This is a genomic window from Paenibacillus sp. AR247 (genome assembly GCF_002968895.1).
GTDB lineage: Bacteria > Bacillota > Bacilli > Paenibacillales > Paenibacillaceae > Paenibacillus_AQ > Paenibacillus_AQ favisporus.
Genome location: NZ_PCZT01000009.1, coordinates 662,400 through 676,418, shown reverse-complemented (window position 1 = coordinate 676,418; position 14,019 = coordinate 662,400). Strand labels below are relative to the sequence as shown.

The following is a 14,019-nucleotide window of genomic DNA, read 5'->3' as shown; positions in this document are numbered from 1 at the left end:
AAAATGATCCTGATACGTTAATTAAAAGGCACCTCTTACCTGCCCTGAGGCATTTTAGAGGTGCCTTATTATGTTCATAACTACATTTTCAGATCAGACGACGATCTTTGACCTTATTAAAATAACAGCGTTCGCTCATTTTACAGCCGTATTCTTGAAAAAGTCGATGGGTGCCGTGCCTTCGGCTTTCCATACCGTACCGCGCTGCTCGTACTGGAATAAGTTTTCTACAGCGTTAGCGATCTGCGGCCCCAACTCGCGTTCAACCAAATATAGAGCTACGTCCAATCCCGAAGTCACGCCTCCGCCGCTGACCAGGCGTGGTCCATCCTCAACGACTCTGGCCTCTACCGGGATCGCGCCCGCGGCACCTAACGCAGTCATGCCAATCGGATTGGTCACGGCATGCCGGTCTTTCAGCAGTCCATCCATCGCAAGCAATAAAGAACCTCCGCATACCGTTGCTACCGTCACTTCTTTATCGTCCATTGCCTGTTTGATCATGCTGGTTAAGGGCGTTTGCTTCGCCTTCCAAAGAAGGTTCGGAATGGTATCCGGAGTATTTCCCGCCGGCTTGCCAGCAGCACCAGGCACCACAATAATTCCCGGCTGATGGGGGTCCAGCTTGGATTTCGCTTCCAGAGAGGGTCCACCCAGCCCGCTCGGAACAGAACGCTTGCCTTCTGCGGATACCAGTTCGACCGTCACTTTGTCACCGGAATACATACCCGCAGCGGCAAATACTTCATAGGGCGCCAAGGCGTCGAGCAAATCGAATCCATCGAACAGCACGACTTGAACATGAAGAGTATCCTTCCTGTTTTGATTGTCTGGTGCAGCATTCGCACTCGCGGCGGGGACAGCCAGACTGAGTACCAATGCCAATGACAAAAATAATCCAAACATCTTTCTCATTTCTGAATCTTCCTTTCTCTTCGCACCAAGCTCAGGCAATATAGCTCATGCGTTTTTTATTAGCAGTAGAATCATATCAAGCGATTATCACAAACGGCGTTCTATAAAAGTCACAAAAGGATCAACAACTCCTCACAATCCATGGAGCCATGAAAATATGAAAATCTTGACTCCAAAACGAGAACAATCCTTAACCCATCGCACTAAAGCAAACTCTATAATTAAACTTGTCATGAACAATCTTAAGCCTTGGACGGTTAAAGCACAGAAGATTTATTTACCAGAATGTTTTTTGCGCGGATGAAGGAGGCGTTAAACATGAGAATAAGACGCAGGCATTTCAGAGCAGCAGTCCTTGTGTCCATTTTGGCAGCCGTTCTTACGGGGTGTGCTAAAGGGGCGGAACCAGCAGCGGCCGCGCTGTCTTCGGCTGATATCTCTATTCAGCCGCAGCAGGGAAAGGAGCTCAAATGGAATGGGAATATCCCGTATGATCTTCCGGTTATCGATTTCATCGACTCCAAAACGGGATTTGCGGTTAAAGAGCGCACTGATGCTCAACTAAGACTGCTGTCCACCCATGACGGCGGAACGCATTGGCAGGAACAGAATTTGCCTGGGAAGTATATACGCAGCCTGGATTTTATCAATGTCAAAACCGGGTATGCTTTGGTCGAAGACAACTGTTCCAGCAGCGCAGGACAGCTGCGGTGCAAACGGATCAGCCTGCTGAAAACTGGGGACGGCGGCCGTACCTGGAACACAAAATGGAAGTCCGAATCCCAAGAGGACCACAGCCAAGGCCATAAATTGTCGTTCGTGAATGAGAAAAGCGGCGCGATGCTCGTAAACGGCCGCCTGCTTCTCACACAGGATGGGGGAAATCATTTTCAAACAGCTGTGTTCGGAATCAAGGACTTCAAACCGATCAGCACCAGTTTTCCGAAAGCCGGCACCGGCTATGTGGTCGGTACGGTCGGCAAGGATGATACTAAGCTTGCTGTTGTCAAGACCAATAATGGTGGGCGGACATGGTCCAAACAGCTGGATCTCTCTGCGAAGGAGTCGCCTTTGTCCGCCTTTCAAATCCAGTTTGCGAGTGAAAATACCGGATGGCTGCTGACAAATGAGAAGGGGATGCTGAGCGGCGACGTCTACCGTACTGTTGACGGTGGTAAGCATTGGACTAAAATGAGCACACAGCGGACGGGACGCCCTTATGTGAACGGCATTCAGTTGATCGACGGGAATACCGGCGTAATTTCGCTGCACCCGGGTGCAGGACCGATCGAAGGAGGCATTTGGCTGACAAAGGACGGCGGCCGCAGCTTTACCAGCGTGAGCAAGGCGGTGGCAGTAAATCAGGTACAGATGGTGTCCGCTAAGGCAATATGGGCCGCCGTCGACGGGATGAACGGCTCCGATTTTCTCATTCACTCGACTGACGGGGGAGTAAGCTGGCAGGAGTCTTATCCGCTATCCGAGCCGTATGGCAGACCGACGGAGGACATGGCTTTTATCGATCGTCAACTCGGATTTGGCATCGGAACCCAGCTGGACAGCGGTAAGGTCCTGAAAACGATCGACGGTGGGGCGAGCTGGAAGATCATCGCTTCCCTGGATTCTTATATCCGGCTTGAGAAAATCAGCTTTGTCAGTGAGAAAGAAGGCTTCATGATGGCCTTCCGGGACAAAGACTCCCAGCATGTTTTATTGAAAACCCAGGACGGCGGGCTCACCTGGCATGAAGTTTCCAGCGAATCGCTGTACAAGCTGGGGATATCCGACGTATCCGCCTTCCGGTTTTTTGACACAAATCATGGTGTCTTGTTCGCCACAGGAGAAGGGAAGGCTATTTATCGCACTTCGGATGGCGGAAAGACTTGGGGCAAAACGCTGGTGAGCAAAGAAAATAGTGAGATGCAAGTCTCCTTGACCTCCTATTCCAGTGGATGGCTGCTGAAGCAGACGGACACCAAGGGAAGTCTTGAGCTCGTTCGCTTCGGTGCGGACCATTCGGCGCAAACCGTATTGACGCTGGACAAAGACTGGTATCCGGACGCTGTCTATTTTAGCGATGAAACGCACGGGTATATGCTTTTTGAAGATTTTGAAGCCAAAGACGGTGTGATTACCCGCCTACTGACCACGAATGACGGGGGCCGAACCTGGGTGGATCATCCTTTTCCCGCGGATGCCGAGATGGTAGACGTCCGATCGATCGGCTTTTCCGATCCGCAGCATGGCTGGATTCAGTTCCTGCAGGGAACTGCCGTGACGGCTGATGGCGGGCTGAGCTGGTCCGTTCAGCAGTGATCATCGACAGGGCTAGCCGGAAATCGGAGAAGCTGACAACATGTGCCCATTTTTTGCCGCCAAATGGCGGTTTTTTTTATCCTTCGCTTGAACTAAAATCTAATTAAATTGAAGTAAGAAGAAAGGGGCACTGGTGCATGAAAGCATTGCCGACCATTCCACTAGACAGGCTGCTGTTACGTCCTTTTTGCCTAGACGATGCCAAGGCTGTTCAGAAATTAGCCGGGGATCCATACATCGCTGACATGACGTTATATATTCCTCATCCCTATGAAGATGGCATAGCGGAGAAATGGATTGCATCCCACCAAGATCAGTTTGAGCAAGGACGATCCCTCGAGCTGGCTATCGTACATAAGGAAGGCCAATATGTGATCGGTGCCATCTGCATCGCATTCCATCAGCCATTTGACCACGGCGAACTTGCTTATTGGATAGGGAAGCCCTATAGCAATCTTGGTTATTGTACCGAAGCCGCAAAGGGAATCGTTCGTTACGCCTTTGAAGAAATAAGGTTAAACCGCGTATTTGCGCGTCATTTTGGCAGGAATCCCGCTTCGGGTAAAGTGATGGCTAAGGTGGGGATGAAATATGAAGGCACGTTACGACAGCATGCTAAAAAGCAGGGGAAATACGAGGATCTTGTGTATTATGGACTGTTAAAAGAAGAGTATCTTAAGATGAAATGACCGGCAGCGAGCCACATGATGCATGACCGGCTGCCGGAAAATACAATTAAAGAACAGGTTGCACGCGGAGAGTTGTATTCACAAACGGCTATCTGCTGACAGCACGCCATGCATCCAGCTGTCTCTGCACTTCTTTACGCACGTCTTCAATACCTGCCTGCTTCAGTTCATGATTAAACTTGGGGAGGATCGCGCCAACATCGACGGAGCCTGTCATCAGACTGGGGTAGTATTTCTGCCAGACCATCTCAATGTTATCGGTTTGTGCCGTCATTTTGCTAAGATCCGGCGTAAATCCGAGCACGGCCGACTTGACGACTCCAGCATTATATTGACGGAACTGCTCCCATTTATCGAGGGGATCCGGGTAGCCGCCGCCCATCGTATTCAGGATAAACCAATTTCCCTGAGTATACTGTACTCCAGCATAACGGGAAGAGGCATCGGCTCCATCCTTATCTTTTGAGGAGATGGGGACAACCTGCCCTTTGGCATCAAGCGTGTAGTGCACGCCCTCAATACCGTAATTAAATAAGTTCCGTATTTCCGGATCCGTGTTCAGCAGATTCAAAAACTTGATGCTCTCGGCGGGATGCTTGGTGTTGGCATTGACCGCCATAATTCCTCCCCGGACCGATTCCGTGGTGACAACGCTCGGCGTGACGGGATTCGCCACGACCTTGTAGCCGCGGTCCTTGCTCCAGGTCGTCTCCGAAAGGGGACCGCCGCCGGAGGATTTCCAGAATACTTTGGCTCCCCGCTTCAAGCCTCCAGGCTCCCGCAGCGCGGCGTCTTTGTTAATGAAGCCAGCCTTGTAATAACGTCGCAGCGTATCCAGAATCTGCCGCGCTTCCTTGGTTTCGAATATATTGACGACCTCGGCGCTCGGATCCAGCGATTTGATCATTAAGGGAATTTTGTTGTTCATGATATATTCATAGCCATCGAGTGCAAAGAAATTGTGCGAATCCCGATCAAGCTCCATCGGCACGTAATCCGGTTCTTTTTGTTGAATCATCCGAAGAAGAGGTTCAAGCGATTCCCGGTTCCTGCCAACCGACCTTGATGTACGTGACGGTGACGCCGATTTTGGGTGCCATGATTTCGTTGATCTTATCGTTGACGAGCTGCAAATCCTTATCAGGTTCTCCAATCGTATAATAAATCAGATTGACAGGTGCACCGTCATCGGAGTCGCTATCTTGGCCGGACTGACGAAAGCAGCCTGTCGACGATAAGAGCAGCAGAATCAGAGAGAGGGTCATTAAGACCGGCTTGCGTCTATCATTCATGACCACCAGCAGCCTCCTTTCTGAAAAGTTTGAAGCTTAAGCTTTTCCGCGGAGCTCGGAAGGAGACTTTCCGAAAAAGCTATGAAAGTGAGTATAGAAATAATTGAGATTGTTGTAGCCGACGGAAAACGCGATATAAGATATTTTCTCTTCGGTTGAGCGGATTCGGTCCTCTGCAAGCAGCATCCGGTATGCCATGAGGTACTCCGAAAACTTCATTCCGGTCTCTTTAAGAAACAGCTGTCCCAGGTAAGTACTGTTCATTTGGAAGCGCTCCGCTACGGATTTTAACGTTATGTTCTGGGCGTATTCCATCTTGATCATCAGCAAAATACGGTTGACCAGCTTGGAGAGGTGCTCATATTGAACCCCTAATACGGGATCCCTGTTCAGGTCCTCGCTGTTCTTATCGCCGATCGTACCGTTAAGATCCTCGACAATGATTTTCTCAATGACTTGCTGCAGCTTGGTGCGCTCCACCGGTTTGAGCAGATAGTCTTTGACGCCGCAGCGAATGGCTTCCTGAGCATATTTGAATTCACTATAGCCGCTCATAATAATGTATTTCGTCGGGATCTTAAATTCGTTAAGCCTGCTGATGGTCTCATACCCGAGCGTCTTGCCAATGCAGACATCAAAGATAGCCACGTCCGGCTGCAGGTCAACCACTTTGGTCATGGCTTCCTCAGTCGTTTCACACGTTTCAATGCGGCCAAACCCGTATTGGTTCCAGTCCAGTATCCGTTTCATGCCTTCCAAAATTTGAGGCTCGTCATCCACAATCATCAACTTGTACATGTTCAATCACCTCTTTTGATATCCGTACCGCAATCTTGACCCCGGCTTCCTCGTTATTTGCGATTTCGATCGTACAGCCGTCCCCATAGAAGAAATGCAGCCGCGTATATACGTTGCGAAGGCCGATACTTCCGGAGGAAGCGTCATCCTGGTTAAACAGCGTGCGCCGAACGGTATTTAAACGCTCCGCCGGTATTCCCTGCCCGTTATCCACAAATTCAAGCATATAACCGTCATCGGATTCCCAGCCATTAACGACGTACAAATTAAACTCATGACCGGCATCGAAGCCGTGAATGAAGAAATTTTCCGCGAGCGGCTGCATCCAAAATTTCACGGTCGGGATCGAGAGGAGGGCCGGTTCGACATTGACCTGATAATAAAAACGTCCCGGATACTTAAACTCCATAATCTCCAAGTATTTCTGCAGCAGTTCCAGCTCGCTGGCAATCGAAATGATATTTTCCTTCTTCACGATTTCGCGGTAGAGCGTCCCTAAAGTCGCAATGGCATCGGCGGTATCTGTGTCCCGGTTGACCAGCGCTGTAGAGCGGATCACCTCCAGGGTATTGTACAGGAAGTGCGGATTAATCTGGTTCTGAAGCGCTTTCATTTCGGTTTCCTGCTGCTTTATTTTCAGCAAATATTCATTGCGGATGTACTTATCCAGCTGCTGTATCATATCATCCAACTCACGGGCGATCATACCGTATTCGTTTCTCCGGTACCGGGCCGGGCGGCTCGTCGTAAAATTGGCCGTTTTGACGCGCCCGATCGACTGGATGATGCGGTGCAGGAAGAGGGCATCATCCCGTAAATTGTAGACAATGAGCAGCAGTACGCTGACCATCGCGGCCAGCACGATCAGGAAGAGGGTGATCAGCATCCCGGCATGCTGACGAATCAGCGTGGACAAATCGATGATGCTGACGAATTTGAAATTAAACTTGGTGGAGGCGAAGGTGACATAAAATATCGGCTTCAGCATTCCCCTTGAAATAATGCCGTGTGTGCGTCCATTTGCTGCAGCCAGGCGGGACATTTGCTCCAAATCTTCGCCGTGTCCGCCGATCAGGTAGATATCGCCGGCAGCACTGACGGCCGCAGCTTCGCCAACCCGGAAATTTTGGACCGATCTGAAAACTTGCTCACTGCTGACCAAAAAGCGCAGCTCTCCGAATTCCTGAGAGCCCAGCGTAGGATTCGACAGTTTCTTGCGGTATACGAAACCTTTCGTAATCGTGTCATGAAAAGCCTCGTCCTTATTCGGAAGTCCGAATGTGTAACTGGCAATACCGTTATCGTTAAAACGTACTACATTGCCGTATTCGCCGGTGTGCAGGCTAATTTGCGTGATCTCACCCTGCGCCCAGCTGTATAAGTAGGTCTTAAGATCTTCGGGAAACGAAACCAGTGGCTGCGAGTAGATGCTGTGATCCAGCCTGCTCGTCAAGTAACCTTCAGCACTGCTGCTCGCAAAGCTTCTGGCATCGTCGAGCAATCCCGGATTGGAGTAAATCCGCTGCATGTAAGCCTCGATACGGTCGGCGTCATACTGCAGTTCATTCTCCACGCGCGAGAATGCGTTCGCCGCCTCGATCCGGGCATTGCCGACCCATTGATTGAGCAGCATGGCACAGGTCAGCGTGCCCAGCGTGAGTCCGATGCTCACGACGAAGATGACATAGGCGATAAACTTGTGGCGGTAAATTTTGATTTGCAAAAAAGAGCCCATAAGACACCTCGATTGACAGCAACTCGTCGAAGCATGAATGCTAATCCCAATGTATCACGATTAGTGCAAAGGTACCACGATTAGTACGAAACTTCATCGATGGGAAGGAAAAAGCATCCCTTAAGAGAGTCTCATTAAGGGATGCGCTTCCATTTCTTTTACTTGAAGTAGTTATCGATTTGCTCTTGAGCCGCTTTCATGATCGTGTCCATGCCGGCGGACTTCAGTTCAGCCGTAATCTTCGGCACCATTTTCTCCGGATCGGATGCGCCGGTAATGAGTTCATACTTGTATTTGTCCCATACGGCTTGGCAGTTTGCCACTTCGGTCTGCAGATTGCTGATATCCAGCGCGAACCCAAGGATCGTGGAGGAGGAGGCCGCTTCGTTCAACTTTTTAACTTGTTCCCATTGATCTTCCGGAGCGCCTTTCGTCACCGCCAGATTAAAGAACGTGCCTTGGGTGTAAGCAGCCAGCGGCCAAGTATCGGTTGTACGCTCGATGACTTTTTCGCCGTCGACGTTTTTGTAGTCTACGCCCAGCTCGCCAAAGGCCAGCATGTTGCGCAGCTTCGGATCGGTGTTAACCAGTTCAAGGTACTTCAATGCTTCCTTCTGATATTTCGAATTTGCCGAAATCGCGTTCAAAGAACCTTGGATTGTACTTGTGGTGTAGATCGGTCCGTAATGCTGAACCATGTCGTATTTCTGGACGTTATCGTTGATCTGCCAGCTGATTTCGGCGCCAGGGAAGGCTTGTGCCGCAAAGAACGGTCTGCCTTTGTCAGCTTCAGTTTTGGTCGGAGCATCCGGATTGATGATGCCGTCTTGATACCATTGATGCAAAAGCTTCAGGTTAGCCATAACGTCAGGCTGCTCCAGAACGGAAACGACCTTGCGCGATGCATCGTCCGCTTTCACGCCGACCGGAGGGAAGCCCAGCGTTAAATCGTCATAATCGTTAAAAAATCCGTTCAGGCCTTCGCCTTGGGTCATCGGCAGCGGGTAGAAGCTTTTGCCTTCCCCGGCCTTCATATCGTGAAGCGGCTTATCCAGATCCTGCAGCGTCTTGATGTTGTTGATGTCGATATTGTACTTCTGCACATACTTGTCATCGAATACCCAATACTGCGTCAACGCGGAATCTTTATAAGTCGGTACGGAATAATATTTTCCGCCGATTTTGGTGCCGTCCCATACGTTTTGCGGAATCAGTTTGTAAAGGTCAGGCGTTTCGCTTTGTACCAGATCGGTAATATCGGCAAAAGCGCCCATCGCAACCTGCTTGCTGTACTTGCCGCTGTTCGTGAACATGATGTCGAAAGGCTCGCCGGTATTGACGATGGTGTTCATCTTCGTGTCCCATTCGCCCCAGCTGGCTACCTTGATGTCCACTTTCACGCCGATCTTTTCGGCTGTGTAGGCATTCATGGCGTCAACAGCCTTGCTGAAGTTGCTCGGCACCTGGCCGCCGATCGTCCACCAGACTAGCGTCGGAACATCCTTGGTCGTTGTCGAAGTTTCCTTCGACGGCTCCGTGGTTGTCTGCGATCCATCGGCTGTAGAAGCAGGCTTCGAACCGCCGCAGGCCGCCAGAGCTGTGGCCAGAAGGGTCAGCAAACAGAGCGTAGAGATGAACCTGAAAGATCTTTTCATTCCAAATCCCCCTTATAGATGTTGAATCACCGTGATTAGCAGTGATTTATCATAAACCAAGATGTCTTGGCTTATTTCGTCATTATCCTTTAACAGCACCGACCGTAAGCCCGGAAATAAAATACTTCTGGAAGAAAGGGTAGGCGCAGGCTACAGGCAAAACGATGAGGATCGCAACAGCCATCCGCGCAGATTCCTTCGGCATCGTCGCGACAAGTACGGCGTAGCTCACGCCCATGCTTGCGGCATTCTTTGCCAGGGCATCGACATTGCTCATCAGGCTGTTGAGCAGGGCCTGCAGCGAGTACAGGTTCTGGTTGTCGATATACAGCATCGATTGAAACCAGTCGTTCCAGTAGGCGAAGCAGAGAAACAATCCAATCGTCGCGATCACAGGCAGCGAGATTGGGAGGACGATAGAGAAGAAGATCCGCAGCTGGCTCGCGCCATCGATTTCCGCCGATTCGATGAGTCCGTCGGGAATCGTGCTTTTGAAAAACGTTTTGCAGATGATCACGTTAAACGATGAGACGGCCAGCGGCAGAATCAGGGCCCAGATGCTGTCCTTCAGACCCAATAAATTCGTGTTGATAAAGTAGCTGGACACCAAACCGCCGTTGAACACCATCGGAATGAATACGATCCAGGTCAGAAACCCCTTCAGCTTGTAGTTGGGGCGGGAAATGACGTAACCCATGGATGCGGTCAGCAGGACGCCGAGCACGGTCCCAATCACAGTGACAAGAACCGACACACCGAGCGCCCTCAAAATCGTCGTCCCCTGTTTGGCGATATAGGCGTATGCATCACCCGATAGTACGGTCGGAAGTAAATGATATCCCGTCTCACGGATCGAGTCTTCACTGGAAAATGAGATGGACAGGACCACAACGACAGGAATGACACAGATCAGCGCCAAGACGATAAATATCAGATGGAAAATGACGTCGACGACTCTGTGGGTACGATTAAATTTCTCCAGGCCCGTATCGTAAGCCGTTCTTGTTGACATCGACCCTACCTCCTTACATCATTGCGCTTTCCGGATCGATTTTGCGGACAATCCAGTTAGCGATCAGAATGGTGGCACAGCCCAGGACGGACTGCACGAATGCAGCAGCGGAGGCCATCCCGACAGTAGCGGTTTTCAGCTGCTTGTATACCATGACATCGATGGTCGTAGACACGTTGAACAAGGAATTGGAGTCCCGCGTGACCTGGTAGAACAAGCCGAAATCGGTATAGAAAATGCGCCCGACCGCCAAGATGAACATCATGACGATGACCAGCTTCAGCATCGGCAGCGTAATAAATCTCGTCTGCTGCCAGATCGAGGCGCCATCGATAACCGCGGCCTCGTAATAGGTGCTGTCAATGCTCGTGATGGTGGCCAAGTAGATAATCATTCCGTAGCCCAAGCCTTTCCAGACGTTTAAGAGAATAAGGAAGAACGGCCAGTATTTCGGTTCCATGTACCAGTTCACCGGGTCGCTGCCCATACTGACGAGCATTTGGTTGACGATCCCCTTATCGAAGCTTAAGAAAGCCCAGCCTACGGCGGATACGACCACCCAAGATAAAAAATAGGGAAGGAACATCATCGTTTGATAGATTTTGCTGGCCTTCCGGCTGTGCAGCAGTCCTACCATAATGGCGAATAGAACAGGGAGGACGATGCCTAGAACGATAAAGATCAAGTTGTATCCAATCGTGTTGCGGATAATGATCCAAGCGTCGTTCGATTTGAACAGGAACTCGAAGTTTTTGAAGCCGATCCACGGGCTGTTGAACACATTGCTCAGGAATCCGCCGCTAATTCTAAAATTTTTAAAGGCGATAATGATCCCGAACATAGGCAGAAAGCAGAAGAGGATATACCATATGGTCGTCGGCAAGGCGAGCAGGGTCAGTTCCGTATCCTGCTTGTGCCAACGTGGACGTAAGCGCTTACGTTTGTGGCTTTGCTCGGCTTTTGAACTCATGTTAGTCACTCCTTCCGGTGGTTTCTCTATTGCAGCTTGCGCTTCGTAAATTCATTGTATAAAAGGAAGATTCCATGCTTCCAGATAACAAACTTGATACTATAGTCAAAAAACGTTAGGTGAACATGAAATTTTGTCGAAATAAACGCATAAAGGCACCCGGTTCCTACGACCGGATGCCTTTTTTAAATGGTGAATTAAGAAGCATATTTGAATGATAATCGATGGGATCATCTTAAAAAGCGTTAGCGGAACATCTTCTAACCGTCCAACAAATTAGACACGAGCCAGGGCTTGATGACCGGAAGCACGGTCTCCGGGTGCATGGCTTTGGTATGGTCCATCCCGTCTCCCGTTAAGATACGAACGTCCCAGCCCATTTCTTCCAAAGCTTGTTGGTTTCTCTGCAATATCCCGGTAATGTCCACAGTGACGCCGCCGAAGTTTTCCCCATACACGATCGTATCTTTCTCTCCGGCAAAAGCCAGCTTCGGAACGGCCGGGTTCAGACTCACCGCCCGATCGTCAAAATCCATCAAATGCTGGTACAGCGTCATAAACTGTTTGGTCTGATTTGTGTCGATCTTGACCTGAACCTGGTCCCAATCCACCTTTTCCGGACTGCTCGAATCCTGCCAATCTTTCATTATAGGGGTATTTTGATTGCGTACAGCTTGTTCATAAGTACTGCGGGTCACCACCATCATTTCTTTATAGGGCCCGTCCAATGGCGGAAATCCACCCATGATCAAGCTATCCAACCGCTCCGTACGGATAGCCAGCTGCAGACCGACCAGCGCCAGCCAGGAGTAACCATAATAGCTAAAATGGCGGACATTCATTTCATCAGCGATGAACAGCAGATCTTCTACAATCTGCTCTGGTGTCAGATGGTCGGGATTGGGGTGCTTCATGCGATGGCCTTCATAGTCAAAGTACAAGACTTGGAACATATCAGCCAGTCCCTCGACGAAATGCTGTCCGGATTCGGGGTCGACACCCCACAGCTTCAGGCTTTCAGCTTCTTGGCCGTACACGGATTCCTTGGCAACAGGCAGCATGATTGTTTTGCCTCCGGATCGTCCCGCCAAACCAACTTTGATTTCGGATGAATCCTTGAGCTTGATGACTTTTTCCATATTCTTCACTCCCAAATGGTTTATACAGTCATCATATAACATTCATGCAATCTTTCGGTTCCGCGGGTTTACTTCCTTGATATACTTGAATTAATGGCAAAAATATATTGTTGTAGCACTTGAAGGTTTAACTTTAAACTCGAGTGCCGGCCATGGAGCTGTATTGATCGAAACGAAATACCAGTTTAATAAACGTAAGCTATATCTCAGATCCTTCTCCAAGATTCTGTAAACTGCTGGATTCTACGCAGCCCTTCAGCGATTTCCCTCTCTGTCAGATTCCCGTATCCGAGTACCACCTTGCCGGGGGAGCGACCTTTTAACACTGCATAGTCTTCAAAAGATGAGAGGCGGACGCCGAGCCCTTCCATGTTGTGCCAGTCCATCGGCCCGTAAGCATCCTGCTTAAAATGGAGCTGAACATGCATTCCAGCTTCGTCACCCAACAGTTCAACGCGGTTGCCGAATAAGCGGCGGCATTGTTCCGCGATATATACGCGTTTTCGTTTGTATATCGCTCTCATTTTGTGAATATGCCTGTCAAAATGCCCGTCCAATATAAAACGCGCAAGTGACGATTGCATGATACCGGAAGTTGTCAGGTTTAGTTCCGTTTTGGTGCGAATGACCGGCTCGATCAGTTCCGGGGGGACAACGAGGAAACCGATCCGCAGGGCGGGCGAGAGCGTTTTGCTAAACGTGCCTGCATAGATGACCTTGCTCGGGGCAAGAAGCTGCAGTGGAGGGACCGGCCCGCCTTTATGCCGGAACTCGCTGTCATAGTCATCCTCAATGATATAGTGACCAGCCTTTTCAGCCAGCGCAATAGCCATCTGCCTCCGTTGAATCGAGAGAATGCTGCCTGTCGGGTATTGGTGGGAAGGCGTCAGCACGATCAGACCAGCAGGGAAGTTATGCTCAATCCGGTGGATCTGCATCCCTTGATGATCAACCTCGACCGGATGGATGATATAGTTTAATCTTTGAAAAATATCACCGACAAACCCGATCGTCGGCTCTTCCGTGTAAACCGTATGAAAACGGTCCGAAAGGGTAGACGCCAGCAGCAGAATTCCTTCGGAGGTCCCCGACGTAATGACAATTTGGTCCATGCTGCACGCCATGCCTTTTACCCGGTACAAATAACCAGCAATGACCTCTCGCAGTGCGGGCAGCCCTTGAATATTGCCATACGAAAATATGTCTTCCACCGCCGAATCGGTAATCTCCCGTACGTATTTGCTCCAGAGCCTGCGGGGAAAATGAGACAAATCAGGCAGACCTCCGTCAAAGTCAATGAGCTTCGGTTTCTTAGGAACGGACTCAGATCGAGCGGTTGATGCTGAAGAAGGCATAGGGTCGATTTTCATAGCTTTGCGTGTTTCGATGCCCTCAGCGACAAACGTTCCGGAGCCGGCTCGGGAAGTCAAATACCCTTCGGCGGTCAATTGCTCATACACTTCGATTACGATGTTGCGCGCTATCCCAAGGTCCAAGG

12 protein-coding genes are annotated in these 14,019 nt (G+C 50.0%); 2 read left to right on the top strand and 10 right to left on the bottom strand.

Annotated elements, in window-relative coordinates; translation table 11 throughout:
- Window positions 1–135: 135 nt before the first annotated feature.
- Window positions 136–915 (bottom strand): DJ-1/PfpI family protein, encoded by a 780-nt coding sequence (locus CPT76_RS11175; RefSeq protein ID WP_105442974.1) that lies wholly within the window; start codon window positions 913–915, stop codon window positions 136–138.
- A gap of 318 nt (window positions 916–1,233) precedes the next feature.
- Between CPT76_RS11175 and CPT76_RS11170 the strand changes: the two genes are divergently transcribed.
- Window positions 1,234–3,231, top strand: coding sequence for a WD40/YVTN/BNR-like repeat-containing protein (locus CPT76_RS11170; RefSeq protein WP_181152797.1), 1,998 nt, complete (start codon window positions 1,234–1,236; stop codon window positions 3,229–3,231).
- A 137-nt stretch (window positions 3,232–3,368) separates the two neighbouring features.
- The gene (locus CPT76_RS11165; RefSeq protein ID WP_105442972.1) at window positions 3,369–3,920 is read left to right on the top strand and encodes a GNAT family N-acetyltransferase; all 552 of its coding nucleotides are present in this window, start codon (window positions 3,369–3,371) and stop codon (window positions 3,918–3,920) included.
- An 88-nt stretch (window positions 3,921–4,008) separates the two neighbouring features.
- Here CPT76_RS11165 and CPT76_RS11160 read toward each other — a convergent pair whose 3' ends face one another.
- The 9 genes from CPT76_RS11160 to pdxR form a co-directional block, all read right to left on the bottom strand.
- Complete coding sequence (locus CPT76_RS11160) at window positions 4,009–4,938, bottom strand: ABC transporter substrate-binding protein (RefSeq protein WP_258168302.1); 930 nt, start codon at window positions 4,936–4,938, stop codon at window positions 4,009–4,011.
- Window positions 4,939–4,951: 13 nt separating this feature from the next.
- Window positions 4,952–5,212, bottom strand: coding sequence for a hypothetical protein (locus tag CPT76_RS39445; protein ID WP_258168301.1), 261 nt, complete (start codon window positions 5,210–5,212; stop codon window positions 4,952–4,954).
- 36 nt (window positions 5,213–5,248) lie between these two features.
- A complete protein-coding gene (locus CPT76_RS11155; RefSeq protein WP_105442971.1) occupies window positions 5,249–6,010 on the bottom strand; it encodes a response regulator transcription factor in 762 nt (253 codons plus the stop codon).
- Complete coding sequence (locus tag CPT76_RS11150; RefSeq protein ID WP_105442970.1) at window positions 5,985–7,745, bottom strand: sensor histidine kinase; 1,761 nt, start codon at window positions 7,743–7,745, stop codon at window positions 5,985–5,987. The genes CPT76_RS11155 and CPT76_RS11150 overlap by 26 nt, the downstream gene beginning before the upstream one ends.
- 158 nt (window positions 7,746–7,903) lie before the next feature.
- Complete coding sequence (locus tag CPT76_RS11145; RefSeq protein ID WP_105442969.1) at window positions 7,904–9,400, bottom strand: ABC transporter substrate-binding protein; 1,497 nt, start codon at window positions 9,398–9,400, stop codon at window positions 7,904–7,906.
- A gap of 82 nt (window positions 9,401–9,482) precedes the next feature.
- Window positions 9,483–10,412, bottom strand: coding sequence for a carbohydrate ABC transporter permease (locus tag CPT76_RS11140; protein ID WP_076165561.1), 930 nt, complete (start codon window positions 10,410–10,412; stop codon window positions 9,483–9,485).
- A gap of 13 nt (window positions 10,413–10,425) precedes the next feature.
- Entirely contained in the window at window positions 10,426–11,382 is a 957-nt protein-coding gene (locus CPT76_RS11135; RefSeq protein ID WP_076165559.1) for an ABC transporter permease, read from the bottom strand.
- 260 nt (window positions 11,383–11,642) lie between these two features.
- Window positions 11,643–12,521 (bottom strand): alpha/beta fold hydrolase, encoded by an 879-nt coding sequence (locus tag CPT76_RS11130; protein ID WP_105442968.1) that lies wholly within the window; start codon window positions 12,519–12,521, stop codon window positions 11,643–11,645.
- A gap of 206 nt (window positions 12,522–12,727) precedes the next feature.
- Window positions 12,728–14,019 (bottom strand): MocR-like pyridoxine biosynthesis transcription factor PdxR (gene pdxR / locus CPT76_RS11125; protein WP_105442967.1); only part of this gene is annotated, 1,292 nt, incomplete at its 5' end.

What these genes read in the sequence shown, in the direction of transcription:
- CPT76_RS11175 (WP_105442974.1), bottom strand. Translation starts at nt 915, where the DNA reads ATGAGAAAGATGTTTGGATTATTTTTGTCATTGGCATTGGTACTCAGT.
- CPT76_RS11170 (WP_181152797.1), top strand. Translation starts at nt 1,234, where the DNA reads ATGAGAATAAGACGCAGGCATTTCAGAGCAGCAGTCCTTGTGTCCATT.
- CPT76_RS11165 (WP_105442972.1), top strand. Translation starts at nt 3,369, where the DNA reads ATGAAAGCATTGCCGACCATTCCACTAGACAGGCTGCTGTTACGTCCT.
- CPT76_RS11160 (WP_258168302.1), bottom strand. Translation starts at nt 4,938, where the DNA reads ATGATTCAACAAAAAGAACCGGATTACGTGCCGATGGAGCTTGATCGG.
- CPT76_RS39445 (WP_258168301.1), bottom strand. Translation starts at nt 5,212, where the DNA reads ATGAATGATAGACGCAAGCCGGTCTTAATGACCCTCTCTCTGATTCTG.
- CPT76_RS11155 (WP_105442971.1), bottom strand. Translation starts at nt 6,010, where the DNA reads ATGTACAAGTTGATGATTGTGGATGACGAGCCTCAAATTTTGGAAGGC.
- CPT76_RS11150 (WP_105442970.1), bottom strand. Translation starts at nt 7,745, where the DNA reads ATGGGCTCTTTTTTGCAAATCAAAATTTACCGCCACAAGTTTATCGCC.
- CPT76_RS11145 (WP_105442969.1), bottom strand. Translation starts at nt 9,400, where the DNA reads ATGAAAAGATCTTTCAGGTTCATCTCTACGCTCTGTTTGCTGACCCTT.
- CPT76_RS11140 (WP_076165561.1), bottom strand. Translation starts at nt 10,412, where the DNA reads ATGTCAACAAGAACGGCTTACGATACGGGCCTGGAGAAATTTAATCGT.
- CPT76_RS11135 (WP_076165559.1), bottom strand. Translation starts at nt 11,382, where the DNA reads ATGAGTTCAAAAGCCGAGCAAAGCCACAAACGTAAGCGCTTACGTCCA.
- CPT76_RS11130 (WP_105442968.1), bottom strand. Translation starts at nt 12,521, where the DNA reads ATGGAAAAAGTCATCAAGCTCAAGGATTCATCCGAAATCAAAGTTGGT.